The sequence below is a fragment of the Streptomyces iakyrus genome (assembly GCF_000717055.1).
Classification (GTDB): Bacteria; Actinomycetota; Actinomycetes; order Streptomycetales; family Streptomycetaceae; genus Streptomyces; species Streptomyces iakyrus.
Window position 1 is genome coordinate 11,835 of record NZ_JNXI01000038.1, and the last position, 20,102, is coordinate 31,936.

General features: G+C 69.3%; 17 protein-coding genes and 4 tRNA genes. 12 read left to right on the top strand and 9 right to left on the bottom strand.

The window, feature by feature from the left end; all coding sequences use genetic code 11:
• The first annotated feature begins 180 nt into the window (after positions 1-180).
• The 9 genes from purS to purM all read left to right on the top strand — a co-directional run bounded on the left by purS (position 181) and on the right by purM (position 9,172).
• On the top strand, positions 181-444 hold the full coding sequence (purS, locus tag OO68_RS39235) for a phosphoribosylformylglycinamidine synthase subunit PurS (RefSeq protein ID WP_033314267.1): 264 nt from the start codon (positions 181-183) through the stop codon (positions 442-444).
• Positions 441-1,121 (top strand): phosphoribosylformylglycinamidine synthase subunit PurQ, encoded by a 681-nt coding sequence (gene purQ / locus OO68_RS39240; RefSeq protein ID WP_033314268.1) that lies wholly within the window; start codon positions 441-443, stop codon positions 1,119-1,121. The genes purS and purQ overlap by 4 nt, the downstream gene beginning before the upstream one ends.
• Positions 1,118-3,376: a phosphoribosylformylglycinamidine synthase subunit PurL gene (gene purL / locus OO68_RS39245; protein WP_033314269.1), complete on the top strand. Its 2,259-nt coding sequence runs from the start codon at positions 1,118-1,120 to the stop codon at positions 3,374-3,376. Before purQ ends, purL begins: the two co-directional genes overlap by 4 nt.
• A gap of 112 nt (positions 3,377-3,488) precedes the next feature.
• Positions 3,489-3,989 (top strand): ArsR/SmtB family transcription factor, encoded by a 501-nt coding sequence (locus tag OO68_RS39250; RefSeq protein WP_033314270.1) that lies wholly within the window; start codon positions 3,489-3,491, stop codon positions 3,987-3,989.
• 25 nt (positions 3,990-4,014) lie between these two features.
• Positions 4,015-4,848, top strand: coding sequence for a M23 family metallopeptidase (locus OO68_RS39255; RefSeq protein ID WP_033314271.1), 834 nt, complete (start codon positions 4,015-4,017; stop codon positions 4,846-4,848).
• A gap of 10 nt (positions 4,849-4,858) precedes the next feature.
• Positions 4,859-5,656, top strand: coding sequence for a maleylpyruvate isomerase family mycothiol-dependent enzyme (locus OO68_RS39260; protein ID WP_033314272.1), 798 nt, complete (start codon positions 4,859-4,861; stop codon positions 5,654-5,656).
• A gap of 37 nt (positions 5,657-5,693) precedes the next feature.
• Entirely contained in the window at positions 5,694-6,467 is a 774-nt protein-coding gene (locus OO68_RS39265) for an META domain-containing protein (protein ID WP_033314273.1), read from the top strand.
• Between the two features lie 63 nt (positions 6,468-6,530).
• On the top strand, positions 6,531-8,060 hold the full coding sequence (gene purF / locus OO68_RS39270) for an amidophosphoribosyltransferase (protein ID WP_033314274.1): 1,530 nt from the start codon (positions 6,531-6,533) through the stop codon (positions 8,058-8,060).
• A 44-nt stretch (positions 8,061-8,104) separates the two neighbouring features.
• Positions 8,105-9,172, top strand: a complete 1,068-nt coding sequence (purM, locus tag OO68_RS39275) for a phosphoribosylformylglycinamidine cyclo-ligase (RefSeq protein ID WP_033314275.1) — start codon at positions 8,105-8,107, stop codon at positions 9,170-9,172.
• Positions 9,173-9,255: 83 nt separating this feature from the next.
• On the opposite strand, the gene OO68_RS39280 is transcribed toward purM, so the two are convergent.
• The gene (locus OO68_RS39280) at positions 9,256-9,501 is read right to left on the bottom strand and encodes a DUF3073 domain-containing protein (RefSeq protein WP_030251636.1); all 246 of its coding nucleotides are present in this window, start codon (positions 9,499-9,501) and stop codon (positions 9,256-9,258) included.
• Positions 9,502-9,807: 306 nt separating this feature from the next.
• The gene (locus OO68_RS39285; protein WP_033314276.1) at positions 9,808-10,914 is read right to left on the bottom strand and encodes a Leu/Phe/Val dehydrogenase; all 1,107 of its coding nucleotides are present in this window, start codon (positions 10,912-10,914) and stop codon (positions 9,808-9,810) included.
• A gap of 252 nt (positions 10,915-11,166) precedes the next feature.
• On the opposite strand from OO68_RS39285, the gene OO68_RS39290 reads away from it, so the two are divergent.
• Positions 11,167-12,012 (top strand): DUF8083 family protein, encoded by an 846-nt coding sequence (locus tag OO68_RS39290; RefSeq protein ID WP_033314277.1) that lies wholly within the window; start codon positions 11,167-11,169, stop codon positions 12,010-12,012.
• Between the two features lie 599 nt (positions 12,013-12,611).
• Positions 12,612-12,818, top strand: a complete 207-nt coding sequence (gene bldC, locus OO68_RS39295; protein WP_003949541.1) for a developmental transcriptional regulator BldC — start codon at positions 12,612-12,614, stop codon at positions 12,816-12,818.
• 462 nt (positions 12,819-13,280) lie between these two features.
• On the opposite strand, the gene OO68_RS39300 is transcribed toward bldC, so the two are convergent.
• The 3 genes from OO68_RS39300 to hrpA all read right to left on the bottom strand — a co-directional run bounded on the left by OO68_RS39300 (position 13,281) and on the right by hrpA (position 17,741).
• Positions 13,281-13,472 carry a DUF6274 family protein gene (locus OO68_RS39300; protein ID WP_033314278.1) on the bottom strand — a complete coding sequence of 64 codons (192 nt, stop codon included), beginning with the start codon at positions 13,470-13,472 and terminating at the stop codon, positions 13,281-13,283.
• Between the two features lie 156 nt (positions 13,473-13,628).
• Positions 13,629-13,703 (bottom strand) — tRNA-Asp (locus tag OO68_RS39305).
• A 93-nt stretch (positions 13,704-13,796) separates the two neighbouring features.
• Entirely contained in the window at positions 13,797-17,741 is a 3,945-nt protein-coding gene (gene hrpA / locus OO68_RS39310) for an ATP-dependent RNA helicase HrpA (RefSeq protein WP_033314279.1), read from the bottom strand.
• A gap of 157 nt (positions 17,742-17,898) precedes the next feature.
• On the opposite strand from hrpA, the gene OO68_RS48390 reads away from it, so the two are divergent.
• Positions 17,899-18,024 (top strand): helix-turn-helix domain-containing protein, encoded by a 126-nt coding sequence (locus OO68_RS48390; protein WP_280922565.1) that lies wholly within the window; start codon positions 17,899-17,901, stop codon positions 18,022-18,024.
• Between the two features lie 108 nt (positions 18,025-18,132).
• Here OO68_RS48390 and OO68_RS39315 read toward each other — a convergent pair.
• From OO68_RS39315 to OO68_RS39330, 4 genes are all read right to left on the bottom strand, one after another.
• Positions 18,133-18,206 (bottom strand) — tRNA-Phe (locus OO68_RS39315).
• Positions 18,207-18,230: 24 nt separating this feature from the next.
• Positions 18,231-18,305: transfer RNA gene (locus OO68_RS39320), tRNA-Asp, on the bottom strand.
• 35 nt (positions 18,306-18,340) lie between these two features.
• Positions 18,341-18,413, bottom strand: a tRNA-Glu gene (locus OO68_RS39325).
• Positions 18,414-18,493: 80 nt separating this feature from the next.
• On the bottom strand, positions 18,494-20,068 hold the full coding sequence (locus OO68_RS39330; RefSeq protein WP_033314280.1) for a metallophosphoesterase family protein: 1,575 nt from the start codon (positions 20,066-20,068) through the stop codon (positions 18,494-18,496).
• Between the last annotated feature and the right edge of the window lie 34 nt (positions 20,069-20,102).

Genomic DNA, 20,102 nt, shown 5'->3' on the forward strand with positions numbered 1-20,102 from the left:
GTGTCAGAAGGTAATGGCTGCCGGGTGTCGATCCGGAATCTTTCCCGAAAATTTCGCGTGTGGGTCCGTCGATGCCGGATCGTGATGACGGTCACGTAGTTTCCTACAAGTCAACGCGCGTAGAAATTTTGTGCGGGTAGTCTGAAGGAACCTGCTCAGCACCACACACCGGGAGTGCCAGTGGCACGCGTCGTAGTCGACGTCATGCTCAAGCCGGAGATCCTCGACCCCCAGGGCCAGGCGGTGCAGCGCGCACTGCCGCGGCTGGGATTCGACGGGATCTCGGACGTCCGCCAGGGAAAGCGTTTCGAACTGGAAGTTGACGGGCCGGTCGACGAGGCCGCCCTCGCCCGCATTCATGATCTTGCGGAGTCCTTCCTCGCGAACACCGTGATCGAGGACTTCACGATCCGCGTCGAGGAAGTCGCGGAGGCCGTGAAGTGACCGCTCGTATTGGCGTCGTCACTTTTCCCGGCAGTCTGGACGACCGTGACACGCAGCGCGCGATCCGGGTCGCGGGCGCCGAACCGGTCGCCCTGTGGCACAAGGACAAGGACCTCAAGCAGGTCGACGCCGTGGTGCTGTGCGGTGGTTTCTCCTACGGCGACTATCTGCGCGCCGGGGCCATCGCCCGTTTCTCGCCGGTGATGGAGCCCCTGCTGGAGCAGGCGAAGGCCGGTCTGCCGGTGCTCGGCATCTGCAACGGCTTCCAGATCCTCACCGAGGCCCATCTGCTGCCGGGCACGATGCTGCGCAACGACCACCTGCACTTCATCTGCCGCGACCAGAAGCTGCGCGTGGAGAACGCCGAGACCTCCTGGACCACCGACTACTCGGCCGGCCAGGAGATCCACATCCCGCTGAAGAACAACGACGGGCAGTACGTCGCCGACGCGTACACGCTCGACAAGCTGGAGGCCGAGGGCCGCGTCGCCTTCCGCTACCTGGACTTCAACCCCAACGGCTCGCAGCGGGACATCGCCGGCGTCACCAACGCGGCCGGCAACGTGGTCGGCCTCATGCCGCACCCCGAGCACGCCGTCGAGCCTCTGATCGGCACCGGCCGCACCGACGGCCTCCCGTTCTTCACCTCGATCCTCAAGAAGCTGGTCAACGCATGAGCCGGACGCCTCTGGACACGGTCGAGCACGCGGCCGCGACCCCCGACGTCGAGCTGCCCTGGGCCGAGCTGGGCCTGAAGAAGGACGAGTACGAGAGGGTCGTCGAGATCCTCGGCCGCCGCCCCACCGGCGCGGAGCTGGCCATGTACTCGGTCATGTGGTCCGAGCACTGCTCGTACAAGAGCAGCAAGGTGCACCTGCGTCAGTTCGGCGAGAAGGCCCCCGAGTCCGACGCGATGCTCGTCGGCATCGGCGAGAACGCCGGTGTCGTCGACGTCGGCCAGGGCTACGCGGTCACCTTCAAGGTCGAGTCGCACAACCACCCCTCTTACGTCGAGCCCTACCAGGGCGCGGCCACCGGCGTCGGCGGCATCGTCCGCGACATCATCGCGATGGGCGCCCGCCCGGTCGCGGTCGTCGACCCGCTGCGCTTCGGCGCCGCCGACCACCCCGACACCAAGCGCGTCCTGCCGGGCGTCGTCGCGGGCATCGGCGGCTACGGCAACTGCCTGGGCCTTCCCAACATCGGCGGCGAGGTCGTCTTCGACGCCTGCTACCAGGGCAATCCGCTGGTCAACGCCGGTGCCATCGGCGTCATGCGGCACGAGGACATCCACCTCGCCAAGGCGTCCGGCGCGGGCAACAAGGTCATCCTCTACGGGGCCCGCACCGGCGGCGACGGCATCGGCGGCGCGTCGATCCTCGCCTCGGAGACCTTCGACGACGCCAAGCCGAGCAAGCGCCCGGCCGTCCAGGTCGGCGACCCCTTCCAGGAGAAGCTCCTCATCGAGTGCACCCTGGAGGCCTTCGCCGAGAAGCTGGTCGTCGGCATCCAGGACCTCGGCGCGGCGGGCCTGTCCTGCGCGACGAGCGAGCTGGCCTCGAACGGCTCCGGCGGTATGCGCGTCACCCTGGACGACGTCCCGCTGCGCGACTCCACGCTCTCGCCCGAGGAGATCCTCATGAGCGAGTCGCAGGAACGCATGTGCGCGGTCGTCGAGCCGGAGAAGGTCGACCGCTTCCTGGAGATCTGCGAGAAGTGGGACGTCATCGCCACCGTCATCGGTGAGGTGACCGACGGCGACCGCCTGGAGATCTACTGGCACGGCGGCAAGATCGTCGACGTCGACCCGCGCACGGTGGCGCACGAGGGCCCGGTCTACGAGCGCCCCTACGCCCGCCCCTCCTGGCAGGACGAGCTCCAGGCGGACGACGCGAACAAGCTGCCCCGGCCGGAGACCTCCGAGGAGCTGAAGGACCAGGTCCTGAAGCTGGTCGGCTCCCCGAACCAGGCCTCCAAGTCCTGGATCACCAGCCAGTACGACCACTTCGTGCAGGGCAACACCGTCCTCGCCCAGCCCGAGGACTCCGGCATGATCCGGATCGACGAGGAGACCGGCCTCGGCGTGGCCATCGCCACGGACGGCAACGGCCGGTACGCCAAGCTCGACCCGTACCACGGTGCCCAGCTTGCCCTGGCGGAGGCGTACCGCAACGTCGCCACCACCGGTGCGAAGCCGCTGGCCGTCTCCGACTGCCTGAACTTCGGCTCGCCCGAGGACCCGGCGGTGATGTGGCAGTTCGCGGAGGCCGTGCGCGGTCTGGCGGACGCCTGCCGGCAGCTGGGCACCCCGGTGACCGGCGGCAACGTGTCCCTCTACAACCAGACGGGCGAGGCGGCCATCCACCCGACCCCGGTCGTCGCGGTCCTCGGCGTCATCGACGACGTGGCCCGTCGCACGCCCGTCGCCTTCCAGGAGGAGGGGCAGCTGCTCTACCTCCTCGGCGACACGCGTGAGGAGTTCGGCGGCTCGGCCTGGTCGCAGGTCGTGCACGACCACCTCGGTGGCCTGCCGCCCAAGGTCGACCTGGAGCGCGAGCGCCTGCTGGCGGAGATCCTGATCTCCGCCTCCCGTGACGGCATGATCGACTCCGCGCACGACCTGTCCGACGGCGGTCTGATCCAGGCGGTCGTCGAGTCGGCGCTGCTGGGCGGCAAGGGCGCCCGCCTGATCGTCCCGGACGGTCTGGACGCCTTCACCTTCCTCTTCTCCGAGTCGGCCGGCCGCGCGGTCGTGGCCGTGCCCCGTTCCGAAGAGGTCCGCTTCAACGACATGTGCGGTGCGCGGGGCCTGCCCGTCACCCGCATCGGTGTCGTCGACGGCGACACCGTGGACGTCCAGGGCGAGTTCGTGCTCACCCTGTCCGAGCTGCGCGAGACGCACGAGGGCACGATCCCGGCGCTGCTGAAGTAGGCAACCGCTCCGAAGCCCCCGCCCGGTCCGCCGGGCGGGGGCTTCGCCGTGCCCCGGGGGGACGTCTGCGGCGACCCTTGCACGTAATTACGTAGTTCCGTAAAATCAAAGAATGGACCTGGAACAACGCGTCGCCGACCTTGAGCGCCGTCTGGCGGCCCTGGAAGGCGCCCGGCACACCGGCCCCCGCATCGACGGGGGCGACTTCTGGGCTCTGAACGGGCTGAGGGAACAGCTGTCCGAGGCGGGGGTGACCGACGGCGGTGTCCTCTACACGGGCTCCGTGGGCCTGCCGACGGGCGAGGAGTACTCCTGGCAGATGACTCTCCTCACGGAGGACCTGCTGGAGGGCGACTGGACGACGGCTGCCGAGTCGTTCGCGGCGCTCGGCCACCCGGTCCGGATCCGCCTGCTCCGCGAGATCCTCGGCGGCCGGCGCACCGCCACCGAACTCGCCGAGCTGGACGAGGTCGGCACGACCGGCCAGATCTACCACCACCTGCGCCAGCTCACCGCCACGGGCTGGCTCCACACGACCGGCCGGGGCCGCCACGAGGTGCCACCGGGGCGGGTCGTACCCCTCCTGGTGGCCCTGGCGACGACCCGCCCGTAGAAGCGACGGAACGAGGGGGACGGACATGTCCGCACGCAAGCTCGGCACGACAGCTTTCCGAGGGCTCCAACTGGCCTTCGTCGGCATGGTGATCGTCCACGTCCTGACCGGCTGGGACTACGCCGTGTGGTGGGACCTCCTCCCCCTGGTCCTGGCGTACGTCGTGATCACGGTCACCAACCGCTGGGGCGGCACACCGGACGCCCCCGGCGTCGCCCGTGAGCCCCTTGAGGTCGCCGTGCCCGTCACCGGGCGCTGGTCCGCGCTGAACAGCCCGGCCGACCGCACACCGAGTCACGGTGTGCACGCCCACGGTCAGACGTACGCCATCGACGTCCTGGCCGAGCCGGAGCCGGGCGCCCGCCCGGCCTTCGCCTGGTTCTGGCCGCTCGCCCGCCCGCCCCGGAACTTCCCGGCGTTCGACGCCCCCGTCCTCGCGGTGGCCGACGCCACGGTCGTACGGGTCACCGACGGGCAGCGCGACCACCTCAGCCGCACCTCCCTGCCCGGCCTGCTGTACCTGATGCTCGTCGAGGGCTCGATACGCGAGATGGCGGGCGTCCACCGCCTCCTCGGCAACCACGTCGTGCTCGACCTCGGCGACGGCACCCACGCCGCCTACGCCCACCTTCAGCGCGGCTCCCTCACCGTCCGCGAGGGCGACCGCGTCCGCGCCGGACAGGTGATCGCCCGCTGCGGCAACTCCGGCAACTCCTCCGAACCGCACCTGCACTTCCAGCTGATGGACGGCCCGGACCCGGACGCGGCCCGGGGTGTCCCCTTCACCTGGCACGGCATCGGGGTCCCCCGCAACGGAGAGACCTTCGAGGCACCCCCCACGGTCACTGCACGCGCCTAGGCTGATCCTCATGCCCCCGGCCAAGAAGCGCACCCGCAGCTACGACCCCGTCAAGATCCGCGCAGCCGTGCTCGCCCAGTTCGGGAACGTACGGCAGGCCGTCCTGGGGCTCACCCCCGAGCAGCTGGGCCTGCCGACCAGGCTCGGGGACTGGACGGTGCGGGAGCTTGCCGCGCACGTGACCATGGCGGTGGAGACGGTCAGCCGCAACCTCGACCGCGAGGAACCGGCGCAGGCGGACCTGGCCCTGCTCGACTGGCCCTTCGCCACCGCCGCCCGCGCCCCCGGCATCGCCGACGACACCCGGCGGCTCGCCGATGCCAACCCGGACCTCGACGCCCTCTACGCGAGCACCGCGGAGCGCCTCACCAAGGCCCTGGCCGACGCCCCCGGCACTCGCCTGCTCCCGACCCGCACCGGCGCCCTGCCCCTCGCCGACTACCTCGTCACCCGCACCGTCGAGCTCGTCGTCCATACCGACGACCTCAACGCCGCCGTCCCCGGCCTGGACATCCCCTACGACCGGCAGGCCCTGGCCGCCTGCACCCGGCTGCTCGCCGACGCGCTCGCATCGAAGGCGCCCGGGGGTTCGACGGAGGTGCGGGTGCCGCCGTACGCCGTGGTGCAGTGCGTGGAGGGGCCCCGGCACACCCGGGGCACCCCGCCCAACGTCGTCGAGACCGACCCGCTGACCTGGATCCGGCTGGCCACCGGTCGGGTGGGATGGGCACAGGCCGTCCAGGACGCCAAGGTCAGCGCGAGCGGAGAACGGGCGGACCTGTCGGCCCATCTGCCCCTGATGACATAAGGGGAACCGATCCCCCCGGGTCGTCCGTCGAAGTGGCATGGACAGGCAGAAGCAGCGCATGACCCTGACGGCCGCCGCCATGCTCGTCCCGCTCATGGCGGCCTGTGGCAGTGAGAAGGCGGACGGCGGCAGCGGCTCGGTCGGTGCCGAGCGGCCGGTCACCGGTGTGCGATGGAGCGTGGACAGCGTCACCGCGGACGGCCGGACGCAGCAGGCCCCCGCCGGGGCCCACGTGACCATCGACAAGGGCCGGGCCGAGGGCAGCTTCGGCTGCAACGACTTCAGCGCCGAGGCCACCGTCGACGGCGACCGCGTCCGGCTCGGCAAGACCATGGCCACCGAGATGGCCTGCGAGAACAAGCCCATGGCGTTCGAGAAGACCCTCGCCCGCGCCTTCTCGGACCAGGAGCTGAAGGCGAAGGCGGACGACGACCGTCTCACCCTCACCACCGCCGGGGGCGACACCGTCCGGCTGACCGAGGCGAAGGACGCTCCGCTGGCCGGCACCAGGTGGACCGTCACGACACCGAAGGCCGACGGCCGCGCCCACCTCACCTTCGACGAGAAGAACGGCACCGTCTCCGGCCGCCTCGGCTGCAACAAGGTGAACGCCAAGGCCACGGTCAGCGACGGCCATATCACCCTCGGCCCCCCGGCCACGACCCGAATGATGTGCGAAGACTCACTCATGGCCGACGAGAAGACCCTGCTGCGACTTTTCGACGGGAAGTCGAAGTACCGAGTCGATCACCAAACCCTCACGCTGACCAGCAAAAACGGGACGAGTGTGCGAGCGGTCGCCGAGCAGTGATCCACCGGAAAGTCCGGTATCCCCAATTCGGACCAGTGGTCGACCTCGCCTACACTCGGTGGCGTGCCACGTGGTGACGGACGACTCAACCACGACCTGCTCCCCGGTGAGAAGGGCCCCCAGGACGCTTGTGGCGTCTTCGGTGTCTGGGCTCCGGGCGAAGAGGTCGCCAAGCTCACGTACTTCGGGCTCTACGCCCTCCAGCATCGAGGCCAGGAATCCGCGGGAATCGCGGTCAGCAACGGCTCACAGATCCTCGTCTTCAAGGACATGGGCCTGGTCTCCCAGGTATTCGACGAGACCTCCCTCGGTTCGCTCCAGGGTCACATCGCGGTCGGACACGCCCGCTACTCGACCACCGGTGCCTCCGTCTGGGAGAACGCCCAGCCGACCTTCCGCGCGACCGGACACGGATCCATCGCGCTCGGCCACAACGGCAATCTCGTCAATACCGCCCAGCTCGCCGAGATGGTCGCCGACCTGCCCAAGCAGGAAGGCGGTCGCACCCCGCGCGTCGCGGCGACCAACGACACCGACCTGCTCACCGCGCTCCTGGCGGCCCAGGTCGACGAGGACGGCAAGCCGCTGACCATCGAGGAGGCCGCCCACGCGGTCCTCCCGCAGGTCAAGGGAGCCTTCTCGCTCGTCTTCATGGACGAGCACACCCTGTACGCGGCCCGCGACCCGCAGGGCATCCGCCCGCTGGTCCTCGGCCGCCTGGAGCGCGGCTGGGTGGTCGCCTCCGAGTCCGCCGCCCTCGACATCTGCGGCGCCAGCTACGTCCGCGAGATCGAGCCGGGCGAGTTCGTCGCCATCGACGAGAACGGCCTGCGCACCTCCCGCTTCGCGGAAGCGAAGCCCAAGGGATGTGTCTTCGAGTACGTGTACCTGGCCCGCCCGGACACCGACATCGCCGGCCGGAACGTGTACCTCTCCCGCGTGGAGATGGGCCGCAAGCTCGCCAAGGAAGCCCCGGTCGAGGCCGACCTGGTGATAGCGACCCCGGAGTCCGGCACCCCCGCGGCGATCGGCTACGCGGAAGCCTCCGGCATCCCCTTCGGCGCCGGCCTCGTCAAGAACGCCTACGTCGGCCGGACGTTCATCCAGCCCTCGCAGACCATCCGCCAGCTGGGCATCCGTCTGAAGCTGAACCCGCTGAAGGAAGTCATCAAGGGCAAGCGCCTGGTCGTCGTCGACGACTCGATCGTGCGCGGCAACACCCAGCGCGCCCTGGTCCGCATGCTCCGCGAGGCGGGCGCGGCCGAGGTCCACATCCGGATCTCCTCGCCGCCCGTGAAGTGGCCCTGCTTCTTCGGTATCGACTTCGCCACCCGCGCCGAGCTCATCGCCAACGGCATGACGATCGACGAGATCGGCACCTCCCTGGGCGCCGACTCCCTGGCCTACATCTCCATCGACGGCATGATCGAGGCGACCACCATCGCCAAGCCGAACCTGTGCCGCGCCTGCTTCGACGGCGAGTACCCGATGGAGCTCCCGGACCCCGAGCTGCTCGGCAAGCAGCTGCTGGAGACGGAGCTGGCCGCCGGCCCGGCCGCCACGGCCGCCGCCGACGCGATCCGCCGCCCGTAGACGGCCCGTAACACCTGCCGTACGACACAAAGGTTCTTATCGTCATGCCTGACACAACTGGTGCCAGCTACGCAGCCGCGGGCGTCGACATCGAAGCGGGCGACCGCGCCGTCGAACTGATGAAGGAGTGGGTGAAGAAGGCCCAGCGCCCCGAGGTCCTCGGCGGCCTCGGCGGCTTCGCCGGCCTCTTCGACGCCTCCGCCCTGAAGAAGTACGAGCGCCCCCTGCTGGCCTCCGCCACGGACGGCGTCGGCACCAAGGTCGACATCGCCCGCCAGCTCGGCGTCTACGACAGCATCGGCCACGACCTGGTCGCCATGGTCATGGACGACATCGTGGTCTGCGGAGCCGAGCCGCTGTTCATGACCGACTACATCTGCGTCGGCAAGGTCCACCCCGAGCGGGTCGCCGCCATCGTCAAGGGCATCGCCGAGGGCTGTGTGCTGGCCGGATGCGCCCTGGTCGGCGGCGAGACGGCCGAGCACCCGGGCCTGCTGGGCGAGGACGACTTCGACGTCGCCGGCGCCGGTACGGGCGTCGTGGAGGCCGACCGGCTGCTCGGCGCGGATCGCATCCGCACGGGTGACGCGGTGATCGCCATGGCGTCCTCCGGGCTTCACTCGAACGGGTACTCCCTCGTCCGCCACGTCCTGCTCAACCAGGCGGGCCTGGCGCTGGACGCGCACATCGAGGAGCTCGGCCGCACCCTCGGCGAGGAGCTGCTGGAGCCGACGAAGATCTACTCGCTGGACTGCCTGGCCCTGATGCGCACCACCGAGGTGCACGCCTTCAGCCACGTCACCGGCGGCGGGCTCGCCGCCAACCTGGCGCGGGTCGTCCCGGACGACCTGCACGCGATCGTGGACCGCTCCACCTGGACGCCGGCCCCGATCTTCGACCTCGTCGGCCGCACGGGCAGCGTCGAGCGCCTGGAGCTCGAGAAGACCCTGAACATGGGCGTCGGCATGATCGCGATCGTGCCCCAGGAGTCCGTGGACGTGGCCCTGGCGACCCTCACCGACCGCGGCGTGGACGCCTGGGTGGCCGGAGAGATCACGGACCGGGGCGAGCACCCCACCGGTGCCGCCCTGATCGGTGACTACGCGAGCTGAGGCACGGGGGCCGTGACCCTGCAAGCAGCACAGAACCCGGTCGGTGACCGAAGTCACCAACCGGGTGAGTGCTCAGTGCAGGGTCAAGCGCCGCGACGATGCTGCGAGGACTGGTCGTCCTCGTCGTCGTCGTCCTCGTAGAGGTCGGCGTACCGTGCGTACAGGTCGTCGTCCTCATCGTCTTCGAACGGCTCGCCGTTAGGCGGCTGCGGATTCGAAGGCGATGCACCCAGCTCCTCAGCCAGGCGTGAGAGGTCAGTCCCACCGCTGTTGTACTTCAGCTGGCGGGCGACCTTCGTCTGCTTGGCCTTGGCCCGGCCGCGCCCCATGGCTCGACCCCCTCAACGACGGGGCTCGACGGCCCCAGAGTCTTGACACGCGTTCATGGTCCGGCACGGACTCTCCGCGGAGAGACCGGTCCGTAGGGCTTCCACGGTACCTGAGCCCGGGCCCATACGGTACGTCGCCCGCATGACGTGCCCGCGCCCAGGACCTTCGAGGCGCCCCGTCCTCGCTGGTCAACCGCGATTTTAACCACTTATCGGCGGTCGACCCGCCGGTAGAAGTGAGAGTTCTCTCTAACTGCCCACCGGCGGGTACCGGTCAAACGTACGAGGCGCCCCGGACGGCCCGGCTCAGCGCGCCCGGCGGGCCAGGGCCGCGTCGTGCATCCGCTGCTCGGCGATCCGGTCGGCCGCCGCGGCCGGCGGAATGCCGTCCTCCTTCGCACGTGCGAATATGGCCAGCGTGGTGTCGAAGATCTTCGACGCCTTCGCCTTGCACCGGTCGAAGTCGAAGCCGTGCAGCTCGTCGGCGACCTGGATGACCCCGCCGGCGTTCACCACGTAGTCCGGCGCGTAGAGGATCCCGCGGTCGGCGAGGTCCTTCTCCACGCCCGGGTGGGCGAGCTGGTTGTTGGCGGCGCCGCAGACCACCTTGGCGGTCAGCGCGGGCACGGTGTCGTCGTTCAGGGCACCACCGAGCGCGCAGGGGGCGTAGATGTCGAGGCCCTCGGCGCGGATCAGGGTCGCGGTGTCGGCGACGGCCGTGACCCCCGTCGGGTGCGCCGCGAGGATCCGGCCCACGGCCTCCTCGCGCACGTCCGTGATGACGACCTCGGCGCCCTCCGCCCGCAGGTGCTCCACCAGGTGGTGGCCGACCTTGCCGACGCCCGCGATGCCGACCCGCTTCCCGCGCAGCGAGGGGTCGCCCCACAGGTGCTGCGCGGAGGCCCGCATGCCCTGGTAGACGCCGTAGGCGGTGAGGACGGAGGAGTCCCCGGCGCCGCCGTTCTCGGGGGAGCGGCCGGTCGTCCAGCGGCACTCGCGCGCCACGACGTCCATGTCGGTCACGTATGTGCCGACGTCGCAGGCGGTGACGTACCGGCCGCCGAGCGAGGCCACGAACCGGCCGTAGGCGAGGAGCAGCTCCTCGCTCTTGGTCTTCTCCGGGTCGCCGATGATCACGGCCTTGCCGCCGCCGTGGTCGAGACCGGCCATGGCGTTCTTGTACGACATCCCGCGGGCGAGGTTCAGCGCGTCGGCGACGGCCTCGGCCTCGTTCGCGTACGGGTAGAAGCGCGTACCGCCGAGCGCGGGGCCCAGAGCGGTGGAGTGGAGGGCGATGACGGCCTTGAGGCCGCTCGCGCGGTCCTGGCAGAGCACGACTTGCTCATGTCCGCCCTGGTCCGAGTGGAACAGGGTGTGCAGTACATCAGCAGGTGCGCCGGTTACGTCGGTCACGGTGGTGACTCCTGAGTAGGTGCGGCGGGTGGAGACCAGCTCCCGTGGGGGTCCCCCCGCGCTTTTGGCTGTGGGGGAGGGTGGCGGGGACTGTTGAGCATGAGATTAGAGCCTGGTGGCCCCGCCGGCCGCACAGTGCACAGGATCACCTCCGACCGGAGTACAGCCGTGCGACGATTTGCATAGATTTCCCGCGCGATCGTGAGTGGGTTCCGCAGGTTTTCGCGGCGGTGCGCGGGGGAGGGAGCAGGCGTGCCCAAGGTGACCTCGGTGATCGTCCCCTACGCGACCTACCTGCGCGTGTACGAACCGCTGGCCGCCTTCCCCGAGCCGGAGCGCAGCCACTGGGCCCGTTACGCCCGCCGCACGGACCGCCCCTCGTACCAGGACGAACTCCGGCGCGCCCTGGCCGACTTGGCCCCCACCCCGCCGGTGGCGGTGCCGGTGCACGAGAGCGAGGACGCCTTCGTGCTCGACGTCGACGGCGTCGTCTGTGTCTGCCCCTGGCGCACCCGGCTGCGCGGCTGGCTGGCCCTGGACGAGCTCAGCGAGGAGCTGCCCCCGCCGGTCATGGACGCCGTCCTGCCGCCCGTCCTGCGGCGCCAGGCCGCCCAGGACTACGAGCGCTGGCTGGCGATCAACCCGGACGCCCGGCCGTGGATCCGTACGGCCACCTGGCAGGTGCCGATCAACTGGTTCGTGCTGGTCTCCGACGACGAGCGCGAGTACGACAAGGGTGCATCCGTCGGCAGCCCGCCCGTGCTGCGCTACCGCACCCCCATGGTCCAGGCCCGGCGTCGGGTGGCCCGGGGCCTGCGCGCCCTGAAGGAGGCCATGGACGAGGGGCCGCTGATCGACGGCCTGATGGACGTCGGCCGCTGGCTGGAGGAGTTCCACCCGCGCTCGCTCGTGGAGCTGGACTACGGCGGCCTGGTGCACGCGGTGCCGGCCGGGGCGCTGGAGGACGACCACTCTGCGGCGGACGTGGCCGAGGGCATCGCCGCGCTGCGCAGGGGCGACGGGGCCGCCGCGGGAGAGGTGTACGCCCGGCTCGTGGAGCGGTGGCGTTCGGTACGGGATCTGCGGTCGGCCAACTGACCCCTGACCTTGATGTCCGTACAGACCGCTCGCATTCGGTCACGAACTGACGTTTGACGAACCGCCCGATTTGGGGTTTCGTCCTCGCACCGAGTTCCTGAAGCGGGCTGCGCGTCTCCTGAGGCTTCGTCAACAAGGGACGTAGGGCTCGATCCGGGCAGACCTCTCAAGTAGGCCAAGCGTGACGGACTACACGTACGAGGCTCTTGCGTCCCTTGCCCCTCCTCATGCCAAAATAGGACAAGGAGTCCGGGGAGGGCTCCTTCCGTCCCATGGTCTTGCATTATGGGCGGAATCTCAGCATTGCACGCTTTGGGGGGTCTCGTGACTTCCTGATCACCCTGTGACTGATCGTCACAGCGGTGTGACTGTCCGCTATGGCATGGTCCATCGGCTTCCGTCGCTGATGAACACCTGGAGGGGCAATTCCATCGGTTTGGCCGACGCGGCTGGACAGATGGTGTAGTTGTAGTGCCGAGGACAAGCCGTTCGTCCTATAACCGACTCGACTCGCGTCCGCCATTTCGGGCAACGCGGGTCAAGGTGCAGAATTTAGAGGAAAGAACCGAGAAGGTTCGGTTCTCCCGAGGAGGCCGCTCATGACCGCTCGCACCCCTGATGCCGAGCCGCTGCTGACCCCCGCTGAGGTCGCCACCATGTTCCGTGTGGACCCGAAGACGGTCACGCGGTGGGCGAAGGCCGGCAAGCTCACGTCGATCCGCACGCTCGGCGGGCATCGGCGCTACCGCGAGGCCGAGGTCCGCGCTCTGCTCGCGGGCATCCCGCAGCAGCGCAGCGAGGCCTGAACAACTGAATAACCGGGCAAACCGGCTGGTTCCCCCAACTGGCCGCGGTGTCCGGACCACAGCTCCAAACGACGCGGGTCCTGCCCCAACAGGCCCCACGCCCAAGCCGTTCAAGGCTTTCCAGGCATACAGCAGGGTGCGTCGTCGGTCGCGCTGGACTCCGCCGGGTCCAGCGCGATCTTTTTTGTGCGCCCGCGACGGTTCTGCCGATCCCGCTGTGAGCAGCCTTGTAGGAGCCTGGGGAAGGGTGTCGGATCAGCCGTGTGCGGCACCTCGGGGAGGGTGCAATTGCACATATTAAATTGACCCTTTGTAGGCGGGGTGTAAGTACCGCACTTTTCAAAACTCATGCGGTGACACCCGTCACATACCAAGCGGCTTGTTAGCTCCGCCGCAGGTGCTGTAGAGAAGCCGCCGCCCCCAGCTGCCCCTCTCCGCGCGGGTGTTGGGACGGCTCGTGGATCACGCGGGTGCCGGGCTCTCGCCCTCCTGGGTCCGGGCCGCGCCCTGGGCGGCACGCGGCGCGGACTCCAGCGCCAGCCGCAGCAGGTGATGGCAGATCGGGCAGTGCCGGGTGAGGTGCCGGTACGACGACGCGGCCGACAGGTGCGCGCGCAGCAGAGCCCGCGTCTCGTGCCTCGCCGCTGCCGCCATGTGCCACCTCCAGGAGGCCGCACGGACGACGGCCCTGGTTCTGGGGTACCGACGGATTGAGGGGTCGTCAAGACAGCGTGTGGCGGCCCGAATGGCCTACGAGGAGGCCAGGGCACACAAAAGAGCCCGGATCCGAAGATCCGGGCTCTTTCACTGCGGTCCTGACGGGATTTGAACCCGCGGCCTCCACCTTGACAGGGTGGCGAGCACTCCAAACTGCTCCACAGGACCAGGTTTCGCGGCGCCATTCGTGCGTTGCGCTGCGAGAAGAGACTGTACAGGAGGGTGAGCCCCGGGTCGAACTCACCCTGCGTACAGGTCCCGTCACGGTGCCGCCGCGTCGATCGCCTTCACGATCCGCTTGTCGGAGACGGGGTACGCCGTGCCCAGCGCGTGGGCGAAGTAGCTGACCCGGAGCTCCTCGATCATCCAGCGGATGTCCAGGACCGACGACGGGACCGGCCGCCCCTGCGGCATCTGCTCCAGGAGCCAGGCGTACTCGTCCTGCATCTCCTGGACCTTCTGCATGCGCGTGGTGTCCCGCTGGACGTTCGTCGGCATCTGCTGGAGGCGCCGGTCGGCCGCCACCAGGTAGCGCATCAGGTCCGGCATCCGCCGCATCCCCGCCTCCGTCACGAAGCCGGGCTTCACGAGCGCGTCCAGCTGCCCCCGCACGTCCTGGAGGTTCGCCAGCAGCGCGGGGCTGCGTACGGCCTTCAGACGGCGCTCACAGGCCTGCCAGGCGGCCAGGACCTGCTGCACCTGCCCCACCGTGCGGACGGTCGTGTCGACGATCTCGGCGCGCACCTTGTCGTACAGCTTCCGGTACGACTCCTCGTCCCACGCCGGCCCGCCGAAGTCCCCGATCAGCTTGTCCGCGGCGGCCATCGCGCAGTCGTCGAACAGACCCTGGACCGAGCCGTGCGGATTCGCCGACAGGGCCAGCTTCTGCGCGTTCGTCAGGCGGTCGCTCGCGAATTTCGCGGGATTCACCGGGATGTTGCGCAGGATCAGCCGGCGCGTGCCCTTCCACATCGCCTGCGCCTGCTCCGCCTCCGTGTCGAAGAGGCGCACGGAGACCGTGTCGCCGTCGTCGACCAGCGCCGGGTACGCCTTGACCGGCTGACCGGCCCGGCGGGTCTCGAAGACGCGGGTGAGGGTGCCGATCGTCCAGTCCGTCAGGCCCGAGCGCTCCAGGGACTCTCCGCCCGAGCGCTCGGCCGTCGCCGCGGCCGCCTGAGAGAGGGCCTTGCGGGCCTTCGGGCGCAGCTTGAGCTTCAGCGCCTCCAGGTCCTTGTCCTCGGCCAGTTTGCGCCGCCGCTCGTCGACGATCCGGAACGTGACCTTCAAGTGGTCGGGGACCTTGGACAGATCGAAGTCGTCCTCCTCGAAGGGCACCCCGACCATGAGCCGCAGCTCGCGGGTCATGGTCACCGTGAGGGGCTCCTGGAGCGGGACGGCCCGGTCCAGGAACGCCTTCGCGAAGTTCGGCGCGGGGACGTAGTTCCGGCGGACCGGCTTGGGCAGGGACCGGATCAGCTCCGTCACCAGCTCCTCGCGCAGCCCCGGGATCTGCCAGTCGAAACCCTCGGCCGTGACCTGGTTGAGGACCTGGAGCGGGATGTGGACGGTCACACCGTCCGCGTCCGCGCCCGGCTCGAACTGGTACGTCACCCGGAACTTGAGGTTCCCCTGGCGCCACGAGTCGGGGTAGTCGGCCTTGGTGACCTCGCCCGCCTTCTCGTTGATGAGCATCTCGCGCTCGAAATCGAGGAAGTCCGGCTGCTCGTGCCGCTTGTGCTTCCACCACGAGTCGAAGTGGGCGCCGGACACGACGTGTTCGGGGATCCGCTGGTCGTAGAAGTCGTACAGCGTCTCGTCGTCCACCAGGATGTCCCGGCGCCGGGCGCGATGCTCCAGCTCCTCGACCTCCGTGAGCAGGCGGCGGTTGCTCGAGAAGAACTTGTGGTGCGTACGCCAGTCGCCCTCGACCAGCGCGTTGCGGATGAACAGCTCACGGCTGATCTCCGGGTCGATCCGCCCGTAGTTGACCTTCCGCTGCGCCACGATCGGCACGCCGTACAGCGTGACCTTCTCGTACGCCATCACCGCGGCCTGGTCCTTCTCCCAGTGCGGCTCGCTGTAGGTGCGCTTGACGAGGTGCGCGGCGAGCGGCTCGACCCACTCGGGCTCGATCTTCGCGTTGACGCGGGCCCAGAGGCGGGACGTCTCGACGAGCTCGGCGGACATCACGAAACGCGGCGGCTTCTTGAACAGGGCCGAACCCGGGAAGACCGCGAACTTCGCGTTGCGCGCCCCCAGATACTCGTTCTTGGCGCCTTCCTTGACGTCCTTCATGCCGACGTGCGACAGCAGGCCGGCCAGGAGGGAGACGTGGATGCGGTCGGCCGGGGCGTCGTCCTCGTTGAGGTGGATGCCCATCTGCTTCGCGACCGTGCGCAACTGCGTGTAGATGTCCTGCCATTCGCGGATGCGAAGGAAGTTCAGGTACTCCTGCTTGCACATCCGGCGGAAGGAGGACGACCCCCGCTCCTTCTGCTGCTCACGGACGTAGCGCCAGAGGTTGAGGTAGGCCAGGAAGTCGCTGGACTCGTCCTTGAAGCGGGCGTGCTGCTGATCGGCCTGGGTCTGCTTGTCGGCGGGGCGCTCGCGCGGGTCCTGGATGGACAGCGCGGCGGCTATGACCATGACCTCGCGCACACAGCCGTTCTTGTCCGCCTCCAGGACCATCCGGGCCAGCCGGGGGTCGACGGGCAGCTGCGCCAGCTTGCGGCCGGTCTCCGTGAGCCGCTTGCGCGGGTCCTTCTGCGCCGGGTCCAGGGCGTTCAGCTCTTGGAGCAGCTGGACGCCGTCGCGGATGTTGCGGTGGTCCGGCGGGTCGATGAAGGGGAACTTCTCGATGTCCCCGAGGCCGGCCGCGGTCATCTGGAGGATCACGGAGGCGAGGTTGGTCCGGAGGATCTCCGCGTCCGTGAACTCCGGGCGGGCCTCGAAGTCGTCCTCGCTGTACAGGCGGATGCAGATGCCGTCCGAGGTACGGCCGCAGCGGCCCTTGCGCTGATTGGCGCTGGCCTGCGAGACCGGCTCGATGGGCAGCCGCTGGACCTTGGTGCGGTGGCTGTAGCGGGAGATCCGCGCGAAACCGGGGTCGATGACGTATTTGATCCCCGGGACCGTCAGCGACGTCTCGGCGACGTTCGTGGCCAGAACGATCCTGCGGCCCGTGTGCGGCTGGAAGACGCGGTGCTGCTCCGCGTGGGAGAGCCGGGCGTAGAGCGGCAGGATCTCCGTGAACCGGTAGTTCTTCTTGGTGAGGGCGTCCGCCGTGTCCCTGATCTCCCGCTCACCGGAGAGGAAGACGAGGATGTCGCCCTTGCCCTCCTTCTGGAGCTCCTCCACGGCATCGGTGATCGCGGTGATCTGGTCGCGGTCGGCGTCGTCGCCGTCCTCCTCCAGCAGCGGCCGGTAGCGGACCTCCACGGGATACGTACGTCCGCTGACCTCGATGATCGGGGCGTCGCCGAAATGCCGCGAGAACCGCTCCGGGTCGATCGTGGCCGAGGTGATGACGACCTTGAGGTCCGGGCGCTTCGGCAGCAGCTGGGCCAGGTAGCCCAGCAGGAAGTCGATGTTGAGGGACCGCTCGTGGGCCTCGTCGATGATGATCGTGTCGTAGGCGCGCAGCTCGCGGTCGGTCTGGATCTCGGCGAGCAGGATGCCGTCCGTCATGAGCTTGACGAAGGTGGCGTCCGGGTCGACCTGGTCGGTGAAGCGCACCTTCCAGCCGACTGCCCCGCCGAGCGGGGTGTCCAGCTCCTCGGCGACCCGCTCGGCGACCGTGCGCGCGGCGATCCTGCGCGGCTGCGTGTGCCCGATCATGCCGCGTACGCCGCGCCCGAGCTCCAGGCAGATCTTGGGGATCTGCGTCGTCTTGCCGGAGCCCGTCTCACCGGCGACGATCACGACCTGGTGGTCGCGGATGGCGTCGGCGATCGCGTCCTTCTTCTGGCTGACCGGCAGCTGCTCGGGGTACGTCACCTCGGGCACGAGGGCACGCCGCCCGGCCATCCGTTCCTCTGCCTTGCCGACCTCCGCCTCGATCTCGGCGAGCACGGCGGCCCGCGCCTCCGGCTTACGGATCTTGCGCGCACCTTCGAGCCTGCGCCCGAGCCGGTGCGCATCACGCAGGGACAGCTCGGTCAGGCGGGGGGCGAGGGCGCCGAGGGCGGGGGCGGGGTGCGTAGACATACGGGATCCAGGATCTCATCCCCTGCAAAACGGAGGCGAACGGATTTCGACCAGCCCACACAGACGATCTTCGAGCAGTTGACCGAGCAGCCATTCGATCGAGTGATCGAAGATCGATCACCTGACCACAACTCCAACCCGCCCTAGATGCCAAGACGTGAAGCTGGTCATCCGCGTCAAACTCCTCCCGACCCCCGAACAAGCATCGGCACTTCAGGCAACCCTCCACGCCTGCAACGCGGCCGCCAACCACGTCTCCCACACCGCCTTCACGGCGGGGTGAGCTGCGAGCTGGGGAGCCCTCTCTCCGGTAGCGGACGCGGACGCTCGTACTCGGGCGTGATCACGGGCATACAACAAGGCCCCGATCCGAAGATCGGGGCCTTAGCTGTGGCTGGGGCCGGGGTCGAACCGGCGACCTTCCGATTTTCAGTCGGACGCTCGTACCAACTGAGCTACCCAGCCAAGAGGTTTCACGTGAAACCTCAGCGGTCCTGACGGGATTTGAACCCGCGGCCTCCACCTTGACAGGGTGGCGAGCACTCCAAACTGCTCCACAGGACCAAGCTTCGTACGACAGTGTCGCACAGGGTGGTGCGTGCCCCCAACGGGATTCGAACCCGTGCTACCGCCTTGAAAGGGCGGCGTCCTAGGCCGCTAGACGATGAGGGCTATCGGCCCGCCTGGGCGCTTCTCAGCGCGTCGGGGACGTGAGAAGCATATGGGATGGCGGGAGCTATCGCCAAAACGGTTTAGGGAGAGGGCGACGGGGCGGCCTCCGTGGGGGTGCTCGGGGAGGGGGTCGCGCCGGGTTGGTTCTCCTTCGGGAGGTGGCGGCTGACCTCGGCCGTCGTGAGGCCGAGACCGCCCAGTTCGATCTCGTCCCAGGCCTGGAGGTGGCGGGTGTCCCGGTCGAAGTAGAGGATCGACGCCTCGATGGGGTCGGGGTGCTTGCCCTCGATGGCGCGCAGGCCGCTGCCGCCTGTCGAGCCCTCGATGCGGAGCCGGGTGCCGTACTTGAGGATCTCCATCTCGTCGTGGTGGAGGTGGCCGGCCAGGACGAGGGGGACCTCTCCGTCGACCCCGCGGGCGGCGGCCGGCTCGTGGGCGATGGCGACGTCCACCGGGGTGCCGGCCGCGCTCTGGTCGCGCAGGGCCGTGGCCAGGCGGGCGCCGGCCAGTTCCTGGGACTGCCGGGCGCCGATCTGCCGGGAGCGGTCGGGGGTGAACTGCGGGTCGCCGATGCCGGCGAAGCGCAGGCCCTTGATCGTCTGGGCCTTACCGTCGTCCAGGACGTGGACGTTCTTCAGGCCCTGCAGATAGCGCTGTGTGATCATCGAGTCGTGGTTGCCGCGGACCCAGACATAGGGGGCGCCGAGGTCCTCGATGGGGTCCAGGAAGCCGTTCTCGGCGGCCGTGCCGTGGTCCATCGTGTCGCCCGAGTCGACGATCACGTCGACCTTGTACTGCTCCACGAGCGAGGCGATGATCTTCCAGCTCGCCGGGTTCAGATGGATGTCGGAGACGTGCAGGACCCGGATCGTGGAGGGGTCGGGCGCGTAGGCGGGGAGCGTAGAGGTGGCGTCGTAGAGCTTGGTCACGTTGGTGACCAGGCGGGCCAATTCCTTCTGATAGACGTCGAATTCCGTGACGATGCTGCGGGCGTTGCCGACCAGGGAGGGGGCCGAGGTGAGCAGGCCGGAGAACTTGGGTTCCAGGACGGAGTCGGGGCGCCAGGTGGCGTAGGCGGTGCCGCCCGAGGCGGCGAGCAGGGTGAGGGCCAGGCCGCCGGCGGCCATCGCGCGGCGGGGGCGGCGATAGACCGCGAGGCCCAGGGCGGTGGCGCCGACGACGACCGCGACGCCGGATCGCACGGCCAGGTCGAGGGTGCCGCGGCCGACGTCCTCGGTGACCTCGTCCTGGAGGCCGGAGAGGCGTTCGGGGTGGTCGACCAGGGCCTGGGAGCGGTCCGGGTCGAGCTGGTCGACGTTGACGTCCAGGCGGACGGGCGCGATGTGGCTGTTGAGTTCGAGGGCGCCCAGCGGCGAGATGTTGATCTTCGTCCCGCCGGTGAAGGACGGGCGCAGGGTCATCGTGGTGTTCATGGGGCCGACCGGGACCCGGACGTTGCCCACGACCAGCAGGCCCAGCCAGGCGCCGAGGAGGACGACGGCGACGAGTCCCACCGCACGGGTCCAGGGGTGCGGCTGCGCCACGAGCTCGATCGTGGTGGGCGCCTGGCGGGAGCGGTAGCGGCGGGCCAGGGCGCGCGGGGCGTTGCGGATGGGTTTCAGGACACTCAGGACTGCGGCGGGGACGCGGGCCATTGATCCCGTATGCCCAAGTGCGCGGCCGGATATG

What these genes read in the sequence shown, in the direction of transcription:
- OO68_RS39280 (WP_030251636.1), bottom strand. Translation starts at nt 9,501, where the DNA reads ATGGGGCGCGGCCGGGCCAAGGCCAAGCAGACGAAGGTCGCCCGCCAG.
- OO68_RS39250 (WP_033314270.1), top strand. Translation starts at nt 3,489, where the DNA reads ATGGACCTGGAACAACGCGTCGCCGACCTTGAGCGCCGTCTGGCGGCC.
- hrpA (WP_033314279.1), bottom strand. Translation starts at nt 17,741, where the DNA reads ATGTCTACGCACCCCGCCCCCGCCCTCGGCGCCCTCGCCCCCCGCCTG.
- OO68_RS39300 (WP_033314278.1), bottom strand. Translation starts at nt 13,472, where the DNA reads ATGGCGGCAGCGGCGAGGCACGAGACGCGGGCTCTGCTGCGCGCGCAC.
- purL (WP_033314269.1), top strand. Translation starts at nt 1,118, where the DNA reads ATGAGCCGGACGCCTCTGGACACGGTCGAGCACGCGGCCGCGACCCCC.
- purM (WP_033314275.1), top strand. Translation starts at nt 8,105, where the DNA reads ATGCCTGACACAACTGGTGCCAGCTACGCAGCCGCGGGCGTCGACATC.
- OO68_RS39255 (WP_033314271.1), top strand. Translation starts at nt 4,015, where the DNA reads ATGTCCGCACGCAAGCTCGGCACGACAGCTTTCCGAGGGCTCCAACTG.
- OO68_RS39330 (WP_033314280.1), bottom strand. Translation starts at nt 20,068, where the DNA reads ATGGCCCGCGTCCCCGCCGCAGTCCTGAGTGTCCTGAAACCCATCCGC.
- OO68_RS39260 (WP_033314272.1), top strand. Translation starts at nt 4,859, where the DNA reads ATGCCCCCGGCCAAGAAGCGCACCCGCAGCTACGACCCCGTCAAGATC.
- OO68_RS39265 (WP_033314273.1), top strand. Translation starts at nt 5,694, where the DNA reads ATGGACAGGCAGAAGCAGCGCATGACCCTGACGGCCGCCGCCATGCTC.
- bldC (WP_003949541.1), top strand. Translation starts at nt 12,612, where the DNA reads ATGACCGCTCGCACCCCTGATGCCGAGCCGCTGCTGACCCCCGCTGAG.